Raw genomic sequence first — 20459 nt, 5'->3', positions numbered from 1 at the left:
GGCCGGGTAAGCGTTAGCGCCACCCGGCTCCTGTTTATGACATTAGCGGTAAAAGCTGCTGATAGATTTTGCGGAAAACGTCTCGTCTTTCAGCGTAGCGAGCATGATTTTTCGCATCAGGACGATGCTGCTGTTCAAGCGGCAGCTGGGGCAAAAGCTGGGGCAGTGGTTTATCCCGGTTCAGCGCAATTTGCGCCAGCCGTGCCGCACCGAGCGCCGGACCAACATCTCCCCCAGTACGATAGTCCAACTGCAACCCGCTGATATCGGAAAGCATTTGCCGCCAGTAGCTGCTTCGTGCCCCGCCGCCAATTAACGTAATGCTGGATGGCGTCAGGCCACAGTCATGCACGACATCCATGCCGTCCGCCAGCGCATAACCGACCCCTTCAAGCACCGCGCGCGCCAGCTCTGCCGGGCCGTGCTGATGGGTAAGGCCGAAGAAGACCCCTTTCGCTTCCGGGTTGTTATGCGGCGTCCGCTCGCCTGAAAGGTACGGTAAAAACCAGACCGCACCGGCAGTATCATCCGCCTGCTGTGCCGCTGCGATAAGCGCCGGGACGTCCGCCATTCCGGTCAGCTTTGCCGCCCAGTCGAGGCAGGATGCCGCGCTCAGCATCACCGACATCAAATGCCATTTACCCGGCAACGCGTGGCAGAAGCTGTGTACGGCGCTTTCAGGGTTACTACGATAGCCGTCACTGACGGCAAAATAGACGCCGGAAGTGCCGAGCGAGAGCATGGCCTGTCCTGTCTCCACCATCCCCACGCCGACCGCACCCGCCGCATTATCGCCACCGCCGGCAACGACAGGTACGGCTGGCATATTCCAGCGTTCAGCAACAGAAGGCTGCAAAGCGCCCGTGATATCACTGCCTTCAAACAGCGCAGGCATATGATCGCGCGTCAGCTGGCAGGCATCCAGCATCGCTTCGCTCCAGTCCCGTTTCGCCACGTCGAGCCACATCGTGCCCGCGGCGTCAGACATGTCGCTGGCAAAATCCCCCGTCATGCGAAAACGAAGGTAGTCTTTCGGCAACAGAACTTTCGCCACCTGACGAAAAATCTCAGGCTCATGGCGCTGCACCCACAGGAGTTTTGGCGCGGTAAAACCGGGCATCATCAGGTTGCCCGTAATCTCGCGGGACACAGGCACACGCTCCTCAAGGATCGCGCACTCTTCCGCACAGCGGCCATCGTTCCAGAGAATAGCCGGGCGCAGAACGCGATGCTGGCTATCCAGCAGCGTGGCGCCATGCATTTGCCCGGCAATGCCCAGCGCTTTCACGTAGCGCAGGCTGTGCTGCTCACCTAAGGCTTTCATCGCGCGGTCCGTCGCCTGCCACCACTGCTCCGGATCTTGTTCCGACCAAAGTGGCTGCGGGCGTGAAACCTGCAACTTTTCAGTCTGCGTGGCTAACACATCGCCCTGCTCGCTTAACAGGATGGCTTTCACCCCCGACGTGCCAAGATCGATCCCGATATACATGTGGTGACTCCTTTGACAGAAATGCCCGGCGGCGCTGCGCTTACCGGGCATGAATGCTGTTATTTATCGAACAGGTAGTGATTGACCAGGTTTTCCAGCAGTTCCTGATGGCCGCTCTGATGCTGCGGTGCCAACTGATGCTGTTCAGCGTACTTCGCGATCTCCGCAAGCGATAACTGACCTTTCAAAATTTGCTGGCCCAGCTCACTGTTCCAGCCGCTGTAGCGCTTCGCCACGCGCTTATCCAGCTCACCGTCTTCAATCATACGGGCCGCCACCTTCAGCGCCAGCGCCATGGTGTCCATCGCGCCAATATGCCCGTAGAACAAATCGTATTTATCGGTGCTCTGGCGACGCACTTTGGCGTCGAAGTTCAGGCCGCCGGTGGTGAAACCGCCCGCTTTGATGATTTCGTACATCACCAGCGCATTCTCTTCGACGCTGTTCGGGAACTGGTCGGTATCCCAGCCCAGCTGCGGATCGCCGCGGTTCGCATCCACCGATCCGAAGATGCCCAGCGCAATCGCAGAGGCGATTTCGTGATGGAACGAGTGGCCCGCCAGCGTGGCGTGGTTAGCCTCAATGTTCACTTTGATCTCTTTTTCCAGACCAAACTGCTTCAGGAAGCCATACACGGTGGCGACATCGTAGTCGTACTGATGCTTGGTTGGCTCCTGTGGTTTTGGCTCAATCAGCAGCGTACCGCGGAAGCCGATTTTGTGCTTGTGGTCCACAACCATCTGCATAAAGCGGCCAATCTGCTCACGCTCCTGGCGCAGGTCAGTATTCAGCAGCGTTTCATAGCCTTCACGACCGCCCCAGAGAACGTAGTTCTCACCGCCCAGCTGATGCGTGGCGTTCATCGCAGTCACCACCTGGGTTGCCGCCCAGCTGAAGACTTCCGGGTCCGGGTTGGTTGCCGCGCCCGCGCCATAGCGAGGGTTGGTAAAGCAGTTAGCCGTACCCCAGAGCAGCTTCACGCCGCTTTGCTGCTGTTTTTCAGCCAGCACGTCGACCATCTGCGCAAAATTGTTCAGATACTCTTTCAGGGATGCCCCTTCCGGCGACACGTCCACATCGTGGAAACAGTAGTACGGTACGTTCAGCTTATGGAAGAACTCGAACGCGACGTCGGCTTTACGCTTCGCCAGCTCAATGGCCTCGCCCGGCTGTTGCCATGGGCGGTCAAAAGAGCCCACGCCGAACATATCGGCACCGTTCCAGCAGAAGGTGTGCCAGTAGCAGGCGGCAAAGCGCAAGTGATCTTCCATGCGCTTACCCAGCACCAGCTCATCCGGGTTGTAGTGACGAAATGCTAAAGGATTGGTCGTTTTCGTGCCTTCGAAACGAACGCGATCGAGTTGGTCGAAATAAGCTTGCATATTGAGCTCCATAATCAGGGTATGCGGCGTGGTCTTGCTTCTGGAGTAATAGTGAATAGACATTGGAGGTTGCTCAATTACGTTATTTCACACTGCTATTGAGAGAATGCGCAATTGTGCGCTGGCTCGCAAAATAATGTGCAGACAAACTATTTTTCGGCGCGCATTCCAGAATCAAATGTAATTAATAGGTTACGCTTTTTAAAATCCGATCGCGGTCATAAATTCAGAAATAAACCAAATATCGTAATGAGAAGATAAAAATCTGTAATTGCCAGCGGGCCTTTCCACGTTAAAAATTTGCTGCGTCTCAGCAGTGAATGTTTCTTTTATCTCAGCTACACATACCCCTACAAAAAGGCCTAATAATTATGAAGATAAAGAACCTGACCCTAACGCTCTGCACTACTCTCCTGCTTGCAAGCTTTGCCGGCCACGCCAAAGAGGTCAAAATCGGCATGGCGATTGATGACTTACGCCTGGAGCGCTGGCAAAAAGATCGCAATATCTTTGTTAAAAAAGCGGAATCTCTCGGCGCGGAGGTGTTCGTTCAGTCCGCTAACGGCAACGAAGAGACGCAAATGTCGCAAATTGAGAATATGATCAACCGTGGCGTCGATGTGCTGGTCATTATCCCGTATAACGGCCAGGTATTAAGCAACGTGGTGAAAGAAGCAAAACAGGAAGGCATAAAAGTCCTGGCTTATGACCGCATGATTAATAATGCGGATATTGATTATTATATTTCGTTCGACAATGAAAAGGTGGGTGAATTACAGGCTAAAAGCTTGATCGCAAAAGTGCCTCAAGGGAATTATTTCCTGATGGGCGGCTCGCCTGTGGATAACAACGCCAAACTGTTCCGTCAGGGACAAATGAAAGTGCTGAAGCCGTATATCGACGAGGGCAAAATTAAAGTCGTCGGCGATCAGTGGGCTGACGGCTGGTTACCGGAAAACGCGCTGAAAATTATGGAAAACGCGTTGACCGCAAATAACAACAAAATCGATGCAGTGGTGGCCTCTAACGACGCCACTGCGGGGGGCGCCATTCAGGCGCTGAGCGCGCAGGGTCTGGCCGGGAAAGTCGCTATTTCCGGACAGGACGCCGACCTTGCGGGTGTAAAACGCATTATCGCCGGTACCCAGACTATGACGGTCTATAAGCCCATTACCGAGCTTGCCAATACCGCCGCCGAAATTGCCGTTGAGCTGGGCAATGGCCAGCAACCTAAAGCAGACGCGACGTTAAATAACGGCCTGAAAGACGTGCCAGCTCGCCTGCTTACCCCTATCGAAGTCAACAAAGAGAATATTGACGCCACGGTGGTGAAAGACGGTTTCCATAAGAAGAGTGAACTGTAATCCAGCGCAGCCCCTGCCCGGCGGGGGCGCATCGACCTGCCCTGTTCATCTGTCGGGCTATGCGGAGCAGTTATGTCTTATTTACTTGAAATGAAAAGCATCACCAAAGCCTTCGGGGCGGTGAAAGCGGTCGACAACGTAAGCCTGCGGCTGAACCCCGGCGAAGTGATGTCGCTGTGCGGCGAAAACGGCTCGGGGAAATCCACGCTGATGAAGGTGCTGTGCGGGATCTATCCGCACGGCAGCTACGAGGGCGAAATCGTCTTTGCCGGTGAGGTGCTTCAGGCCACGCACATTCGTGATACCGAACGTAAAGGCATCGCTATCATTCACCAGGAGCTGGCACTGGTGAAGCACCTTACCGTGCTGGAAAATATCTTTCTTGGGGCCGAACTCTCGCGCCACGGCGTACTGGATTACGACACCATGACGCTGCGCTGCGAAAAACTGCTGGCCCAGGTGAGTCTCGCTATCTCACCGGATACGCGCGTGGGCGACTTAGGTTTGGGCCAGCAGCAACTGGTGGAGATCGCCAAGGCGCTAAATAAACAGGTACGCCTGCTGATCCTCGACGAGCCAACCGCCTCGCTCACCGAACAGGAAACCGCCGTTCTGCTCAATATCATCCGCGACCTGCAAAACCACGGTATCGCCTGCATCTATATTTCGCACAAGCTCAATGAGGTGAAAGCTATTTCCGACACCATCTGCGTCATCCGCGACGGGCAGCACATTGGCACGCGTGAAGCAGAAGGCATGAGCGAAGATGACATCATCACCATGATGGTGGGTCGCGAACTCACCGCACTGTATCCCAACGAACCACACACCATAGGCGAAGAACTCCTGCGCGTGGAAAACCTGACGGCGTGGCATCCCGTTAACCGCCACATCAAGCGCGTGGATAACCTCTCCTTCTCGCTGCACCGTGGCGAAATTCTCGGTATTGCGGGTTTAGTGGGTGCGGGAAGAACCGAGGCCGTGCAGTGTCTGTTTGGCGTCTGGCCGGGGCGCTGGGAAGGCAAAATTTATATCGACGGTCAGCCGGTAAAAATCGACAACTGCCAGCAGGCCATTGCCAAAGGCATTGCCATGGTGCCCGAAGACCGCAAAAAAGACGGCATCGTGCCGGTCATGGCGGTGGGAAAAAATATCACGCTGGCGGCGCTCAGCCAGTTTTCCGGCGCGCTGAGCAGCCTGGATGATGCCGCAGAACAGCAGTGTATTCTTCAGTCACTTGCCAGGCTCAAGGTGAAAACCTCCTCGCCGGAACTGGCGATAGGTCGCCTGAGCGGCGGCAACCAGCAGAAAGCGATTCTGGCGCGCTGCCTGTTGCTTAATCCGCGCATTTTAATTCTGGACGAACCCACGCGCGGGATCGATATCGGCGCGAAGTATGAAATCTACAAGCTGATCAACCAGCTTGTGCAGCAAGGGATTGCCGTCATTGTTATCTCGTCCGAATTGCCTGAAGTGCTGGGGCTGAGCGACCGCGTGCTGGTCATGCATGAAGGGAAACTCAAAGCCAACCTGAACAACCAGAACCTGACGCAAGAGCAGGTGATGGAAGCTGCCTTAAGGAGCGAACGCCATGTCGAAAAGCAACCCGTCTGATATCAAAGTCGCTGTTCCGACGCCCGGTGCGTTCGCAGGACTTAAATCGCTGAATCTGCAAGTTTTTGTAATGATTGCCGCCATTATCGTCATCATGTTGTTCTTTACCTGGATGACCGATGGCTCCTATTTAAGCGCACGTAACGTCTCTAACCTGCTGCGTCAGACCGCCATCACCGGGATCCTGGCGGTGGGGATGGTCTTTGTGATTATCTCAGCGGAAATTGACCTGTCGGTAGGGTCGATGATGGGTCTGCTCGGCGGCGTGGCGGCAATTTTTGACGTCTGGCTCGGCTGGCCGCTGCCGCTGACGATTGCGGTCACGCTGGTACTGGGTCTGCTGCTGGGTGCGTGGAACGGCTGGTGGGTGGCCTACCGTAAAGTCCCGTCGTTTATTGTCACCTTAGCAGGGATGCTGGCCTTCCGCGGTATTCTGATTGGGATCACCAACGGCACTACCGTCTCCCCGACCAGCGCCTCGATGTCCCAGATTGGCCAAAGCTACCTCTCTGATGGCGTCGGTTTTACGATCGGCGTGGTTGGGCTGATGGCGTTTGTCGCGTGGCAATGGCGAGGACGCATGCGTCGCCAGGCGCTGGGGCTGGCCTCGCCTGCCTCAACCTCGGTTGTCGGCCGTCAGGCGCTTACTGCGGTGATTGTGCTGGGGGCCATCTGGCTGCTAAACGATTATCGCGGTGTCCCAACGCCCGTTCTGCTGCTGGCGCTGTTGCTGTTAGGTGGGATGTTTATGGCCACACGTACCGCATTCGGTCGCCGTATTTATGCTATCGGCGGCAATCTTGAAGCCGCGCGTTTATCTGGTATCAACGTCGAGCGCACCAAACTCGCCGTCTTTGCCATCAACGGCCTGATGGTAGCCATCGCGGGGCTGACCCTCAGCTCGCGACTGGGTGCGGGTTCCCCGTCTGCCGGTAATATTGCCGAGCTGGACGCCATCGCCGCCTGCGTGATTGGCGGGACCAGCCTCGCCGGAGGCATTGGCAGCGTGGCGGGGGCGGTGATGGGCGCATTTATTATGGCTTCGCTGGATAACGGGATGAGTATGATGGACGTGCCGACGTTTTGGCAGTATATCGTCAAAGGGGCCATTCTTTTGCTGGCAGTCTGGATGGACTCTGCCACCAAGCGGCGCGCCTGAGAACCGTATCGTGACTAATTTGGGAAAGTGAGCCATGTTTGAAAAGCGTCACCGCATTACGTTGTTATTCAATGCCAACAAAGCCTATGACCGTCAGGTGGTTGAGGGGGTTGGTGAATATTTGCAGGCGTCGCAATCCGAATGGGATATTTTCATCGAAGAAGATTTCCGTACCCGTCTGGAGAACATCAAAGACTGGCTGGGAGACGGGGTTATCGCTGACTTTGACGACCCCGTGATTGAACAGTTGCTGAGTTGTGTCGACGTACCTATCGTGGGCGTTGGCGGCTCTTACCATTCAGCGGAACATTACCCCCCCGTTCACTACATCGCCACGGATAACCATGCCCTGGTTGAGACCGCCTTCCTCCATTTAAAGGAGAAAGGCGTCCATCGTTTTGCGTTTTACGGATTGCCCGCCACCAGCGGAAAGCGCTGGGCGATGGAGCGTGAGTATGCCTTCTGCCAGCTGGTTGCCCAGGAGAAGTATCGCGGCGTCGTTTATCAGGGGCTGGAAACCGCGCCAGAAAACTGGCAGCACGCACAGAATCGCCTGGCTGACTGGCTGCAAACGCTGCCGCCCCAGACAGGGATTATCGCCGTGACGGACGCCCGCGCCCGCCACGTATTACAGGTGTGCGAACATTTGCATATTCCTGTGCCTGAAAAGCTGTGCGTGATTGGTATTGATAACGAAGAGCTTACACGCTATCTGTCGCGCGTGGCGCTCTCATCCGTGGCGCAGGGTACCCGTCAGATGGGCTATCAGGCCGCGAAGCTGCTGCACCGACTGTTAGACAACGAATCCCTGCCGCTCCAGCGTCTGCTGGTTCCGCCCGTTCGCGTGGTCGAGCGTCGCTCAACTGACTACCGTTCCTTAAACGATCCGGCCGTGATTCAGGCGATGCACTACATTCGCAATCATGCCTGCAAAGGGATTAAGGTCGATCAGGTGCTGGATTCGGTCGGCATTTCACGTTCGAATCTGGAGAAGCGGTTTAAAGAGGAAGTCGGTGAGACGATCCACGCCGTGATCCATGCGGAAAAGCTGGAGAAAGCGCGAAGTCTGCTGATCTCCACCTCGCTGTCGATCAACGAGATTTCACAGATGTGCGGCTACCCGTCGCTTCAGTATTTCTATTCGGTGTTCAGGAAAGAGTATGACACCACGCCGAAGGAGTACCGGGAACGGTACAGTGAAGTCCTGCTCTAGAAAAAAGAACGCCTTCCAGTGGAAGGCGTTTTTCATTACATATGCGCGGCAATCAGACGCTGGTTATCCTGGTACATTGAGAACAGGTAGTTGTTGTAGCGCTGTCCCTGGGTGGAATAACCTTTCAGCTTGTGGATCATCGCCGTGGCCGTCACTTCCTGATCCGCCTTACGCAGCTGCGCGCGTGACTTACGGAACGAAGAGTAGGCCGGGTGGGTGTTCAGATTCACCACATAGGCATTCACGGAATCTTTCACCGATTCAAACTGTGAATAGCCCTTCACCTTGCCGGGTGCATTAGTACAACGACCTTTTGCGCATTTCATGCCAAACAGATTGTTGTTGTTGCGCGCCAGCTTCGAGGTGCCCCAACCGCTTTCGGCGGCGGCCATTGTCGCGACCATACTGCCTGGAATAATGTCCACACGCTCTAACAGAATGTTCCACGGCACACGACGCGTGTTCCCGCTCCACTTCACTTTATAGCGTTTGGCGATGTCTTTCAGGCGAGTGCGCTCAGACGGCGACCAGCGGCTATCGTACTGTTTGGCGATCAGCCAGTTACGATCCGCAGTAATCGCGGCATTTTGACTTTTAATGTAAGGCATTACCGTCCGGAGAAACGCTTTTTTCCTTGGTGTCCCGGAAGGGTATTTTCGCAAATCAGGAAGTGAACTACTCTTTGCACTATTGCGAGAATACTCTTGTTTACTGCTAACCTTACTGCTTGTCGTCTTTATTACGTGGGCTTTCTTACTCGTTGTATCCGTGTGCGTCTTTGCAAGCACCTCACCTGAAAATGCCATGGTGAGTAACATGAGTATCGCGGCCCCATATCGTCGAATGGGAGTCGATATCATTAGGTCTCCTGGTCGGATATAAGCATTCCAACACCTTATTTTCTTCAAAATTTGAGAGCGGAATCTCAAATCGTACCAAAAATAGTCTTCAAGAGCACGTCTATAAATAGTCCAATTCCGAAACTATGTCATCCGGAACATGCTCATTAAAGCATCAATACTGGAAAAATGTGCGCGATATCGCAGATAACTGCCTAATTTTGCGCGGGATCACTCATCCCTTCGCGTCCTCCTGACAGAAAGCCTCAGAGGAGGAGTTTTTCCCCTGAGCCGAATGGCACACTGGTCAAAAATGCCGCGACAGGAAAATGGAATGAAACGCACTGCATTAGTTGTTCTGATGTTACCCGCATTCGCGCATGCCGACTGGTCATCGCCGGGTTTTGACGCATTCAACGCTGAAGGTACCGGCGTCTTTACCAGCCAGGCAACGCTTGCGAAGGGTACCCGTCCACTGACGTTGAGTCTTGACAACGCGTGCTGGCAGCCGACAAAGGCCATTAAGCTCAACGAGATGCTGTCGCTCAAACCGTGCGAAGGCACGCCACCGCAGTGGCGATTATTCCGTGACGGCGTTTATCAGATGCGTATTGATACGCGCTCTGGAACGCCGACGCTGATGCTGACGGTACAAAGTGCGGCGCCACAGCCTGTCGCAAACGTTACCCGCCAGTGCCCGAAGTGGGACGGCAAACCGCTCACGATCGACGTCGTTAACACGTTCCCGGAAGGCACGGTGGTGCGTGATTTTTACAGCAAACAGACCGCGACCGTTCAAAATGGCAATGTGACTCTTCAGCCAGCCGCCAACAGCGATGGCCTGCTGCTGCTTGAGCGCGCCGAAACGGACAAACCCGCGCCGTTCAGCTGGCAAAACGCCACCGTCTATTTCGTGCTGACCGATCGCTTCGTGAATGGCGACCCCACCAACGACAACAGCTATGGCCGCCATAAAGATGGTATGCAGGAGATAGGTACTTTCCACGGCGGCGATCTGAAAGGGCTTACCAGCAAACTGGATTACCTTCAGCAACTGGGCGTGAATGCGCTCTGGATAAGCTCCCCGCTGGAGCAGATCCACGGCTGGGTTGGCGGCGGCACCAAAGGGGATTTCCCCCACTACGCGTATCACGGTTATTACACCCAGGACTGGACGAAACTCGACGCCAACAAGGGCAACGAAGATGATTTACGCCAGCTTGTCGACGACGCGCACAGGCGCGGTATCCGCGTCCTGTTTGACGTTGTCATGAACCACGCGGGCTATGCGACGCTTGCAGATATGCAGGAATATCAGTTTGGCGCACTCTATTTACAGGGAGATGAGCTAAAAAAAACGCTCGGCGAACGCTGGACTGACTGGAAGCCAGGCGCGGGTCAAAGCTGGCACAGCTTCAACGATTACATCAACTTCAGTGACAAAGCCGCATGGGAAAAATGGTGGGGTAAAAAATGGATCCGTACCGATATCGGTGATTACGACAACCCGGGCTTTGACGACTTGACCATGTCCCTGGCCTTCCTGCCGGATCTGAAAACGGAATCAAAAACCCCGTCAGGTTTGCCGAACTTTTATCAACACAAGCCCGACACCAACGCGAAAGTGATGACGAATTTCACGCCGCGAGATTACCTGACCCACTGGCTTAGCCAGTGGGTACGTGACTACGGCATCGACGGTTTCCGGGTCGATACCGCCAAACACGTTGAGCATGAAGCCTGGCAGCAACTGAAAGACCAGGCCAGCCAGGCGCTGGCCGCGTGGAAGGCAGCCAACCCGGACAAAAAACTCGACGATGCGCCGTTCTGGATGACCGGTGAATCCTGGGGCCACGGCGTGATGCACAGCGATTATTACCGCCACGGCTTCGATGCGATGATCAACTTTGACTATCAGGAGCAGGCGGCGAAAGCAGTGGACTGTCTGGCAGATATGGATTTGACCTGGCAGCAAATGGCAGAAAAGCTGCAAAGTTTTAATGTGCTGAGCTATCTCTCCTCCCACGATACGCGTCTGTTCCGTGAAGGGGGTCAGCGCGCCGCTGAGTTACTGCTGCTGGCGCCGGGAAGCGTGCAGATCTATTACGGCGATGAATCAGAGCGTCCATTTGGCCCGACAGGCTCCGATCCGCTACAGGGAACCCGTTCGGATATGAACTGGCAGGACGTCACGGGTAAACAGGCGTTAACTGTCGCCCACTGGCAGCTTCTGGGGCAGTTCCGCGCCCGTCATCCGGCTGTGGGTGAAGGCAAGCAAACAACGCTGTCAATGAAAGAAGGCTACGGCTTTGTGCGCGAGCACAAGGGCGATAAGGTGATGGTGGTGTGGGCGGGTAATCAGTAGAACAGCCCCCTCACCCTAACCCTCTCCCCTAAGGGGCTAGGGGATTGCACGGTGCGGTCTTTCACCCTCGCCCCTTTGGGGAGAGGGTCGGGGTGAGGGGTACATTCATCAGAACGATTCACTGCAATAATCCCTCTCCACCATACAAAACAACAAATCCGACCACATCCGCCGATTTGCACCAACACGGTGCTGGCGTTATGGTTACTGCCTTTCATATTAAGCCCGACAGATCACCTGCTATGACGTTTTCACAATTCGGCGACAAATTTACCCGCCATTCAGGCATTACCCGCCTGATGGAGGACCTCAACGACGGGCTGCGCACCCCAGGCGCTATCATGCTTGGCGGCGGAAACCCGGCTCAAATTCCGGAGATGAACACCTACTTCCAGACGCTGCTGGCAGACATGCTGGAAAACGGTAAAGCAACCGATGCGCTATGTAATTACGACGGCCCTCAGGGTAAAACAGAACTACTGACGCTTCTGGCGGCAATGCTGCGGGAAGCGCTGGGTTGGGATATCGAACCACAGAACATTGCACTGACAAACGGCAGTCAGAGCGCGTTTTTCTACTTATTCAATCTGTTCGCCGGACGCCGCGCCGACGGCACCACGAAAAAAGTGCTGTTCCCGCTGGCACCGGAGTATATCGGCTATGCCGATGCCGGCCTCGAAGAAGACCTGTTTGTTTCCGCACGTCCGAATATCGAGTTGTTGCCAGAGGGCCAGTTCAAATATCACGTCGATTTTGAACATCTGCATATCGGTGAAGAGACGGGCATGATCTGCGTATCTCGTCCCACCAACCCGACGGGGAACGTGATCACCGACGACGAGCTGATGAAGCTGGATGCGCTGGCGAATCAGCACGGCATCCCGCTGGTGATCGATAACGCCTATGGCGTACCGTTCCCGGGGATCATCTTCAGCGAAGCGCGTCCGCTGTGGAACCCGAACATCATCCTCTGCATGAGCCTCTCCAAGCTGGGCCTGCCGGGCAGCCGCTGCGGCATTATCATTGCTAACGAGAAAATCATCACCGCCATTACCAACATGAACGGCATTATCAGCCTTTCCCCTGGCGGCATCGGCCCGGCGATGATGTGCGAGATGATCAGGCGTAACGACCTGCTGCGCCTGTCAAATGAGGTGATCAAGCCGTTTTACTCTCAGCGCGTTCAGGAAACTATCGCCATCCTTCGCCGCTACTTACCGGAGGAACGCTGCCTGATCCATAAACCGGAAGGGGCAATTTTCCTGTGGCTGTGGTTTAAGGATCTGCCCATTACGACAGAGCTGCTTTATCAGCGTCTGAAAAAGCGTGGCGTGCTGATGGTCCCGGGGGATTACTTCTTCCCGGGTCTGGATAAGCCGTGGCCGCATACGCACCAGTGCATGCGCATGAACTACGTCCCGGACCCGGAAAAAATCGAAGCGGGTGTGAAAATTCTCGCCGAAGAGATTGAGAACGCCTGGCGCGAGGCCGGTTAATAAAACCTCAGGCCAGATTACGCAGCCGTTCCGCGCGTAGTCTGGCGGGGTCTATGCAGCGCAGCGCGTGGGTGGGACAGGCTTCGACGCAGGCGGGACCGCCCTCGCGATGCATGCACAAATCACATTTCAGCGCCTGAACGCGATCTCCCACAACCCGAACCTGCATTGCCCCGAACGGGCACGCCACCATACAGCTTTTGCAGCCGATACAGCGAGCCTGCTCAACGAGCCAGGCTCCCGCAGCACGGTGAATGGCCCCCGTCGGGCAGACATTCGCGCAGGGCGCATCTTCACACTGGTGGCAGCCCACGGCTGTGGTGAAGGTTCCCCCCTTAACCATGCGGATACGTGACGTAATCGCTTCTGGCGTGGCGCTGCTTTGATGCGACATCATGCACGCCACCTCACAGGTGCGGCACCCGATACATTTTTCAGGATCCGTCAAAATAAATCGGTTCATCAGTTACGCCTCGCGCACGTTAAACCCCAGTTCTTTCGAGATAGCTTCCGCCGTGTCACGCAGCGGTTTTAACAAGTTTTTCTCGCCCACCTGCTTCATGCGCGACGTCGACAGCGAAATGGAGATGGCATAGGGCACGCGCCCGTGAATATCAAAGACCGGCACGGCGATACATGACACACCCAGCTCGTTCTCTTCTTTATCCATCGCCATACTGTGATCGCGAATTTCCGCCAGCTCATCATACATCGCGCTCAGTTCGGTGATGGTGTTGCGGGTCAAAGGTTGGATCTGTTCCTGGTGGCTTTCCCAGTAGCTCGCCACGTAATCCTGATGGCCAAACGCCATATAGATTTTGCCCATCGCAGAACAATAGAGCGGCATATGCTGGCCGATATATGCGCGCGTGCGCAGCATACCGGTTGTCGGCTCAAGCTTATAAATCAGGATCGCGTGATCATCTTCACGGCTGGAGAAGTTGACCGTTTCGCCGGTGGCAATGTTCAGCGTCTCGAGGTGCGGCGCCGCCACGTGAATAATATTGAGCGATGAAAGCGCCTTTTGCCCGACGGCGATAAATTTGGTGGTCAGACGATAGCTCCCTGCCGCCGGCGCCGGCGTCACGTACCCGCACGACTGCAACCCCTGCAATAACCGGTGCACGGTGCTTTTATTCAGCCCCGCCAGTTCTGATAAATGCGCAAGCGGACACCCGTTCGGATAGTTACTGAGGATTTCAATCAGCATCAGGCCGCGAAACAAGCTCTGGCTACCTGCTGGCCTCTCTTTTTCTTGCGTCATTTCGCTCTCTTTTATGCTCATCAAATGGCTCCTGTTTATCGCGCCCTGATGGTAGCGCAAAGTGTGGTTTAGTTCACGATCTCAACAGAAAAAACACAACCATTTGATTTTAATCGATTTTGAAAAGCGTGAATGTCGTTGATCTGACAAAATTTGATCGTTATATTTGAAATCAGATTTCGCATAGTGAAATTTAGCGATAAAAAAGCACTCGCACTTGCCCCTAAAAAAACAGGAGAACAGGGATGAAAGTGACCTTCGAAGAGTTGAAAGCGGCGTTCAATCGGGTTCTGCTCGATCGCGGTGTAAAAGCGGATACCGCAGACGCCTGCGCCGAGATGTTCGCCCGCACCACGGAGTCCGGCGTTTATTCACACGGCGTCAACCGCTTCCCGCGATTTATTCAGCAGCTTGACGCAGGCGACATCCTCCCTGACGCCCAGCCGAAACGCGTAACGACATTAGGCGCCATCGAACAGTGGGATGCCCAGCGTTCCATCGGCAACCTGACGGCGAAGAAGATGATGGACCGTGCTACCGAGCTGGCGTCCGATCACGGGATCGGCCTGGTGGCGCTGCGTAACGCTAACCACTGGATGCGCGGCGGCAGCTACGGCTGGCAGGCGGCGGAGAAAGGCTATATCGGCATCTGCTGGACCAACTCTATTGCCGTGATGCCCGCGTGGGGATCAAAAGAATGCTGCATCGGCACAAACCCGCTGATCGTCGCTATCCCGTCGAATCCAATCACCATGGTCGATATGTCGATGTCGATGTTCTCCTACGGCATGCTGGAGGTGAATCGCCTGGCCGGACGCGAATTACCGGTCGACGGCGGCTTTGACGATGAAGGCAATCTGACCAGAGAGCCGGGCGTGATTGAGAAAAACCGTCGCATTCTGCCCATGGGCTACTGGAAAGGTTCCGGCTTGTCGATTGTGCTCGACATGATCGCCACCCTGCTCTCTGACGGCGCGTCCGTCGCGGAAGTGACCCAGGACAACAGCGATGAATACGGCGTATCGCAGATCTTTATCGCCATCGAAGTGGATCGCCTGATCGACGGTCCAACCCGCGATGCCAAACTACAGCGCATCATGGACTTCATCACCACCGCAGAACGCGCTGATGAAAATGTCGCCGTCCGTCTGCCAGGCCATGAGTTCACACGCCTGCTGGAGGAGAATCGCCGCAACGGCATCACGGTTGACGACAGCGTGTGGGCGAAAATCCAGTCTCTGTAAGGAGTGGGTCATGATATTCGGACATATTGCACAGCCAAATCCATGTCGCCTGCCGCTGGCGATAGAAAAGGCGCTTAATTTTCTGCGTACCACGGATTTCACCACCCTGGCGCCGGGCGTGATCGAAATTGAAGGCCGCAACATTTTTGCCCAGGTTCTCGACCTCACCACAAAGGAACAGCACGAGAACTGCCCTGAAGTCCATCGCCGCTATCTGGATATCCAGTTTCTGGCCTGGGGTGAAGAAAAAATCGGTATTGCTATTGATACCGGAAATAACAAAATCAGCGAATCATTGCTGGAGCAACGGGATATTATTTTTTATCACGACAGCGAACACGAGTCGTTTATCGAAATGATCCCTGGCAGTTACGCCATATTTTTCCCGCAGGATGTTCACCGTCCTGCCTGTATTAAAAACAAGGGATCCGCAATTCGTAAAATTGTGGTGAAAGTGGCCATCAGTGAATTAGATTAATTTTCTGATAAATACAGGAATGCGAAATGACCAACACCGGTTTTATTATTGGTGCGTACCCCTGCGCACCCTCGTTTCACCAGAAAGGGGAGCAGGAAGAACACGCCTTCTGGCGGGAACTTTCCGACACGCCAAATATTCGCGGGCTGGAACAACCTTGCCTTGAAAATCTCCATCCGTTTGGTGATGAATGGCTGTTTCGTCATACGCCGGGCAACTGGCAGATCGTTGTCACAGCCGTTATGGAAACCATGCGCCGCCGCGGCAGCAACGGCGCGTTTGGCCTGGCGTCCGCGGACGAAGAACAACGTAAAGCGTGCATTGAATATTACCGCCATCTGCATCAAAAGATTGATGCCGTTAACACCCGCTTTCCCGGGAAAGTGGTCGCTCTGGAAATGCAGGCCGCACCACAGGCGGGTAATGATTCTGTCGAGCAAGCGACAGAAGCATTCTCCCGCTCGGTAAGGGAAATCGCGAGCTGGGACTGGGGCTGCGATCTGGTGCTGGAACACTGTGATGCGATGAATAGCCCGGCGCCGCGTAAAGGGTTCTTGCCCTTAGAGCAGGTGCTGGAGGTAGTGAGAGAGACCGATATCAGCGTCTGTATCAACTGGGCACGTTCGGCCATCGAAGGTCGCAACACCGCCCTTCCGCTGGAACATGTTCAGGCGGCACTCGCTGCCGGGAAACTGGGGGCGCTGATGTTTTCGGGCACGACCCCTCGCGGTGAGTACGGAGAATGGCAGGATCTGCACGCGCCGTTTTCTTCGTTCTGCGCCGACAGTCTCATGTCCACTGAACATGTAAAAACGCTGTTTACTGCGGCGAGCGCCGCAACATTGAAATTCTCCGGTATTAAATTACTGGAAATAAATGCTAATGCTGACGTCAGCCATCGCATCGCTATTTTGCGCGACGGCATTAGCGCTATGAATAAAGCATCACAATAAAAATAAAGAATACATTTTCCGGTTACCTTCACTGAGATATTAACTATGAATATTTCTTCTAATGCTCTACACGCGGACATTCCGCGCCAGCGCTGGCTAAGGATCATTCCCCCTATTCTTATCGCCTGCATTATTTCCTATATGGACCGCGTAAATATAGCTTTTGCGATGCCCGGCGGTATGGACGAAGAGCTGGGCATTTCCGCCACGATGGCGGGCCTGGCGGGGGGGATCTTTTTTATTGGCTATTTGTTCCTGCAAGTTCCCGGCGGCAAAATTGCCGTGCACGGCAGCGGTAAGAAGTTTATCGGCTGGTCGCTGGTTGCCTGGGCGGTGATCTCGGTTCTGACCGGGCTTGTAACCAACCAGTATCAGCTGCTGGTGCTGCGCTTCTTACTCGGCGTGGCGGAAGGCGGGATGCTGCCCGTTGTGCTCACGATGATCAGTAACTGGTTCCCGGATGCCGAGCGCGGCCGCGCCAACGCGATTGTGATCATGTTCGTGCCCATCGCCGGGATCATCACCGCCCCACTGTCGGGCTGGATTATCACCGCTCTCGACTGGCGCTGGCTGTTCATTATTGAAGGTCTGATGTCCGTTGTTGTGCTGGTGCTGTGGGCGTTCACCGTCTACGACCGGCCGCAGGAAGCGCGCTGGATCTCTGAGGCCGAGAAAAACTACCTGGTACAAACACTGGCGGCAGAGCAGCAGGCCATTGCGGGTAAAGAGGTGAAAAACGCCTCGCTCAGCGCAGTGCTGTCTGACAAAACCATGTGGCAGCTGATCGCCCTCAACTTCTTCTACCAGACCGGCATTTACGGTTACACCCTCTGGCTGCCCACCATTCTGAAAGAACTGACGCACACCAGCATCGGCCAGGTGGGAATGCTCGCCATTCTGCCTTACATCGGCGCCATTGCCGGCATGTTCCTGTTCTCTACGCTCTCTGACCGCACCGGCAAGCGCAAGCTGTTTGTTTCCCTGCCATTGATTGGCTTTGCGCTCTGCATGTTCCTCTCCGTGGCGCTGAAAGAGCACACCTGGCTGGCCTATGCCGCGCTGGTGGGCTGTGGCTTCTTCCTGCAATCCGCAGCGGGCGTGTTCTGGACCATCCCGGCGCGTCTGTTCAGCGCTGAGATGGCGGGTGGCGCTCGCGGCGTGATTAATGCCCTGGGCAACCTCGGCGGGTTCTGCGGTCCTTATGCGGTAGGCGTACTGATCACCCTGTACAGCAAAGACGCAGGCGTTTACTGCCTGGCGGTTTCGCTGGCGCTGGCATCGCTGCTGGCCCTGCTGTTACCGGGGAAATGCGATGCCGGAGCAGAGCCCAACCCCACGGTGAACTCGCATAAGCGTGCGGCCTGAGGCCCTCACCTGATTCACTAAACCAAACCGTAGGCCGGGTAAGCGAAGCGCCACCCGGCAATTAAGCGAGAAGAAGATGAGTGAAAAAGAGCCCTTCTGGCTGGGTATCGATTGTGGCGGTACTTATCTGAAAGCCGGTTTATACAACAGCCAGGGCAAAGAAGTCTGTATTGAACGCCGTTCAGTGGCCACGCTCAGCCCACGCGCTGGCTACGCCGAGCGGGATATGCACCAGCTCTGGCAGCACTGCCACAAAACCGTCGCCCTGCTGCTTAAAAATTCAGGCGCTGACGGCGGTCAGATTAAAGGCGTTGGCATTTCAGCCCAGGGCAAGGGGCTATTTTTGCTCGATAAACAGGATCGCCCCCTGGGTAACGCCATACTCTCCTCCGATCGCCGTGCGCTGGAGATCGTGCAACGCTGGCAGCAGGACGGTATACCCGAAAAGCTCTATCCGCATACTCGCCAGACGCTGTGGACGGGGCATCCGGCCTCACTCCTGCGCTGGGTTAAAGAGAACGAGCCGCAGCGGTATCAGCAAATCGGCAGCGTGATGATGGCGCACGATTACCTGCGCTGGTGTCTGACCGGAGTCAAAGGCTGCGAAGAGAGCAACATCTCGGAATCCAATCTCTACAACATGAATACCGGGCAGTACGATCCGCAGCTCACGCGCTGGCTCGGCATCAGCGACATTGACGGTGCCCTGCCGCCTATTATCGGTTCAGCAGAAATTTGCGGGGAAATCACCGCTCAGGCAGCCGCACTGACCGGTCTCACGGCGGGTACTCCCGTCGTTGGTGGACTGTTTGATGTGGTTTCCACCGCGATCTGCGCCGGGCTGCATGACGAAAATACGCTGAATGCCGTAATGGGGACCTGGGCCGTGACCAGTGGGATTGCCCACGGCATCCGCGACAACGAGCCGTTCCCCTACGTCTATGGCCGCTATGTCCATCCGCAGCAGTTCATCGTTCACGAAGCCAGCCCCACCTCGTCCGGCAACCTGGAATGGCTGACGGCCCAATGGGGCGAAATGTCATTCGATGAGATTAACCACGCCGTGGCCAGCCTGCCAAAAGCTGAAAGCGATGTGTTCTTCCTGCCTTTCCTCTACGGCAGCAACGCCGGACTGGAGATGACCAGCGGCTTCTATGGTTTGCAGGCGCTGCATACCCGCGCGCACCTCCTCCAGGCGGTTTATGAAGGGGTGGTATTCAGCCACTTGACCCACCTCAACCGTATGCTCGAACGCTTTCCCCACGTGCAGACCCTGCGCGTGACGGGCGGCCCCACCCATTCGGACGTGTGGATGCAGATGCTCGCGGACGTCAGCGGCCTGGCGATTGAACTCCCGCAGGTGGAAGAGACCGGCTGTTCCGGTGCGGCGCTGGCCGCGCTCGTCGGTACAGGTCTCTATCCCGATTTTTACGCCGCTCAGCGCGCCCTCAGGCATGACATCCGGATAATTGAACCTGGCATGCGTGCCCATGCCGCCTACCAGCGCAAATATCACCGTTACCAGCTACTGATTTCAGCATTACAGGGCTATCACGCCCGTGTTAAGGAGTACGACCTATGAGCCGACCATTATTGCAGCTGGCGCTCGACCACACCTCACTTCAGGCCGCGCAGCGGGATGTCGCGACGCTTTCCGATCACGTCGACATCGTCGAAGCCGGCACCATCCTGTGTCTGACCGAAGGGCTAAACGCCGTTCGCGCCCTGCGCGCGCAGTGTCCGGATAAAATTATCGTGGCGGACTGGAAAGTCGCCGATGCCGGAGAAACGCTGGCTGAGCAGGCGTTTGGCGCAGGCGCAAACTGGATGACCATCATCTGTGCCGCCCCGCTGGCCACCGTTGAACGTGGCCACGAGGTCGCACTGCGCGGCGGCGGCGAGATCCAGATGGAGCTGTTTGGCAACTGGACGCTGGACGACGCGCGCGCGTGGCACCGCATCGGGGTGAAGCAGGCGATATACCACCGTGGACGCGACGCACAGGCCAGCGGCCAGCAGTGGGGCGAGGCGGATCTCAGCAAAATGAAGGCGTTGTCCGATATCGGGCTACAGCTTTCCATCACTGGCGGTATCACCCCCGCTGACCTGCCGCTGTTTAAGCAGATCAACGTCAAAGCCTTCATTGCCGGGCGCGCGCTGGCAGGCGCCGCCAATCCGCCGCAGGTGGCACAAGCATTCCATTCGCAAATTCGCGACATCTGGGGAGAGTAACC

General features: G+C 55.7%; 17 protein-coding genes. 12 read left to right on the top strand and 5 right to left on the bottom strand.

Translation table 11 applies throughout. From position 1 onward, the window contains the following. Positions 1-34: 34 nt before the first annotated feature. Entirely contained in the window at positions 35-1489 is a 1455-nt protein-coding gene (xylB, locus tag AC4OVS_RS23125; protein ID WP_276350426.1) for a xylulokinase, read from the bottom strand. A 59-nt stretch (positions 1490-1548) separates the two neighbouring features. Next, positions 1549-2871 carry a xylose isomerase gene (gene xylA / locus AC4OVS_RS23120; RefSeq protein WP_026080557.1) on the bottom strand — a complete coding sequence of 441 codons (1323 nt, stop codon included), beginning with the start codon at positions 2869-2871 and terminating at the stop codon, positions 1549-1551. 371 nt (positions 2872-3242) lie between these two features. Here xylA and xylF point away from each other — a divergent pair, with 371 nt between their 5' ends. The 4 genes from xylF (at position 3243) to xylR (ending at position 8221) form a co-directional block, all read left to right on the top strand. Beyond that, positions 3243-4235: a D-xylose ABC transporter substrate-binding protein gene (xylF, locus tag AC4OVS_RS23115; RefSeq protein ID WP_491922748.1), complete on the top strand. Its 993-nt coding sequence runs from the start codon at positions 3243-3245 to the stop codon at positions 4233-4235. Between the two features lie 72 nt (positions 4236-4307). Further along, positions 4308-5849, top strand: a complete 1542-nt coding sequence (locus AC4OVS_RS23110) for a xylose ABC transporter ATP-binding protein (protein ID WP_015572746.1) — start codon at positions 4308-4310, stop codon at positions 5847-5849. Next, the gene (gene xylH / locus AC4OVS_RS23105) at positions 5827-7008 is read left to right on the top strand and encodes a xylose ABC transporter permease XylH (RefSeq protein ID WP_491922747.1); all 1182 of its coding nucleotides are present in this window, start codon (positions 5827-5829) and stop codon (positions 7006-7008) included. Before AC4OVS_RS23110 ends, xylH begins: the two co-directional genes overlap by 23 nt. A gap of 34 nt (positions 7009-7042) precedes the next feature. Then, entirely contained in the window at positions 7043-8221 is a 1179-nt protein-coding gene (gene xylR / locus AC4OVS_RS23100; RefSeq protein ID WP_155025105.1) for a D-xylose utilization transcriptional activator XylR, read from the top strand. Between the two features lie 35 nt (positions 8222-8256). Here the strand turns inward: xylR and AC4OVS_RS23095 are convergent, their stop codons facing one another. Next, the gene (locus AC4OVS_RS23095) at positions 8257-9081 is read right to left on the bottom strand and encodes a protein bax (protein WP_491922746.1); all 825 of its coding nucleotides are present in this window, start codon (positions 9079-9081) and stop codon (positions 8257-8259) included. A gap of 313 nt (positions 9082-9394) precedes the next feature. On the opposite strand from AC4OVS_RS23095, the gene AC4OVS_RS23090 reads away from it, so the two are divergent. Then, positions 9395-11425 carry an alpha-amylase gene (locus AC4OVS_RS23090; protein WP_491922745.1) on the top strand — a complete coding sequence of 677 codons (2031 nt, stop codon included), beginning with the start codon at positions 9395-9397 and terminating at the stop codon, positions 11423-11425. Positions 11426-11667: 242 nt separating this feature from the next. Further along, positions 11668-12921, top strand: coding sequence for a valine--pyruvate transaminase (gene avtA / locus AC4OVS_RS23085; protein ID WP_023298856.1), 1254 nt, complete (start codon positions 11668-11670; stop codon positions 12919-12921). A gap of 7 nt (positions 12922-12928) precedes the next feature. Here the strand turns inward: avtA and AC4OVS_RS23080 are convergent, their stop codons facing one another. Both AC4OVS_RS23080 and yiaJ read right to left on the bottom strand, forming a co-directional pair. Next, positions 12929-13384 carry a 4Fe-4S dicluster domain-containing protein gene (locus AC4OVS_RS23080; RefSeq protein WP_491922744.1) on the bottom strand — a complete coding sequence of 152 codons (456 nt, stop codon included), beginning with the start codon at positions 13382-13384 and terminating at the stop codon, positions 12929-12931. A gap of 3 nt (positions 13385-13387) precedes the next feature. Next, a complete protein-coding gene (gene yiaJ / locus AC4OVS_RS23075; protein WP_063201705.1) occupies positions 13388-14206 on the bottom strand; it encodes an IclR family transcriptional regulator YiaJ in 819 nt (272 codons plus the stop codon). Positions 14207-14430: 224 nt separating this feature from the next. Here yiaJ and yiaK point away from each other — a divergent pair, with 224 nt between their 5' ends. The 6 genes from yiaK (at position 14431) to ulaD (ending at position 20457) form a co-directional block, all read left to right on the top strand. Further along, the gene (gene yiaK, locus AC4OVS_RS23070) at positions 14431-15429 is read left to right on the top strand and encodes a 3-dehydro-L-gulonate 2-dehydrogenase (RefSeq protein WP_323634576.1); all 999 of its coding nucleotides are present in this window, start codon (positions 14431-14433) and stop codon (positions 15427-15429) included. Positions 15430-15439: 10 nt separating this feature from the next. Continuing rightward, positions 15440-15907, top strand: coding sequence for a YhcH/YjgK/YiaL family protein (locus AC4OVS_RS23065; protein WP_063152810.1), 468 nt, complete (start codon positions 15440-15442; stop codon positions 15905-15907). 26 nt (positions 15908-15933) lie between these two features. Continuing rightward, on the top strand, positions 15934-16860 hold the full coding sequence (locus AC4OVS_RS23060; RefSeq protein ID WP_023298859.1) for a DUF4862 family protein: 927 nt from the start codon (positions 15934-15936) through the stop codon (positions 16858-16860). 45 nt (positions 16861-16905) lie between these two features. Then, positions 16906-18225, top strand: coding sequence for an MFS transporter (locus tag AC4OVS_RS23055; protein WP_063201713.1), 1320 nt, complete (start codon positions 16906-16908; stop codon positions 18223-18225). A gap of 76 nt (positions 18226-18301) precedes the next feature. Continuing rightward, positions 18302-19807 (top strand): FGGY-family carbohydrate kinase, encoded by a 1506-nt coding sequence (locus tag AC4OVS_RS23050; RefSeq protein ID WP_491922743.1) that lies wholly within the window; start codon positions 18302-18304, stop codon positions 19805-19807. Beyond that, complete coding sequence (ulaD, locus tag AC4OVS_RS23045) at positions 19804-20457, top strand: 3-keto-L-gulonate-6-phosphate decarboxylase UlaD (RefSeq protein WP_023298862.1); 654 nt, start codon at positions 19804-19806, stop codon at positions 20455-20457. Before AC4OVS_RS23050 ends, ulaD begins: the two co-directional genes overlap by 4 nt. Positions 20458-20459 lie beyond the last annotated feature (2 nt).

The sequence above is a fragment of the Enterobacter sp. 4974935 genome, assembly GCF_058661735.1.
The sequence above is the reverse complement of the archived record's forward strand: the minus strand, read 5'-3'. Positions and strand labels throughout refer to the sequence as shown.

Excerpts from the sequence above, each read along its gene's own strand:
- xylB (WP_276350426.1), bottom strand. The coding sequence starts at position 1,489 with ATGTATATCGGGATCGATCTTGGCACGTCGGGGGTGAAAGCCATCCTG.
- xylA (WP_026080557.1), bottom strand. The coding sequence starts at position 2,871 with ATGCAAGCTTATTTCGACCAACTCGATCGCGTTCGTTTCGAAGGCACG.
- xylF (WP_491922748.1), top strand. The coding sequence starts at position 3,243 with ATGAAGATAAAGAACCTGACCCTAACGCTCTGCACTACTCTCCTGCTT.
- AC4OVS_RS23110 (WP_015572746.1), top strand. The coding sequence starts at position 4,308 with ATGTCTTATTTACTTGAAATGAAAAGCATCACCAAAGCCTTCGGGGCG.
- xylH (WP_491922747.1), top strand. The coding sequence starts at position 5,827 with ATGTCGAAAAGCAACCCGTCTGATATCAAAGTCGCTGTTCCGACGCCC.
- xylR (WP_155025105.1), top strand. The coding sequence starts at position 7,043 with ATGTTTGAAAAGCGTCACCGCATTACGTTGTTATTCAATGCCAACAAA.
- AC4OVS_RS23095 (WP_491922746.1), bottom strand. The coding sequence starts at position 9,081 with ATGATATCGACTCCCATTCGACGATATGGGGCCGCGATACTCATGTTA.
- AC4OVS_RS23090 (WP_491922745.1), top strand. The coding sequence starts at position 9,395 with ATGAAACGCACTGCATTAGTTGTTCTGATGTTACCCGCATTCGCGCAT.
- avtA (WP_023298856.1), top strand. The coding sequence starts at position 11,668 with ATGACGTTTTCACAATTCGGCGACAAATTTACCCGCCATTCAGGCATT.
- AC4OVS_RS23080 (WP_491922744.1), bottom strand. The coding sequence starts at position 13,384 with ATGAACCGATTTATTTTGACGGATCCTGAAAAATGTATCGGGTGCCGC.
- yiaJ (WP_063201705.1), bottom strand. The coding sequence starts at position 14,206 with ATGAGCATAAAAGAGAGCGAAATGACGCAAGAAAAAGAGAGGCCAGCA.
- yiaK (WP_323634576.1), top strand. The coding sequence starts at position 14,431 with ATGAAAGTGACCTTCGAAGAGTTGAAAGCGGCGTTCAATCGGGTTCTG.
- AC4OVS_RS23065 (WP_063152810.1), top strand. The coding sequence starts at position 15,440 with ATGATATTCGGACATATTGCACAGCCAAATCCATGTCGCCTGCCGCTG.
- AC4OVS_RS23060 (WP_023298859.1), top strand. The coding sequence starts at position 15,934 with ATGACCAACACCGGTTTTATTATTGGTGCGTACCCCTGCGCACCCTCG.
- AC4OVS_RS23055 (WP_063201713.1), top strand. The coding sequence starts at position 16,906 with ATGAATATTTCTTCTAATGCTCTACACGCGGACATTCCGCGCCAGCGC.
- AC4OVS_RS23050 (WP_491922743.1), top strand. The coding sequence starts at position 18,302 with ATGAGTGAAAAAGAGCCCTTCTGGCTGGGTATCGATTGTGGCGGTACT.
- ulaD (WP_023298862.1), top strand. The coding sequence starts at position 19,804 with ATGAGCCGACCATTATTGCAGCTGGCGCTCGACCACACCTCACTTCAG.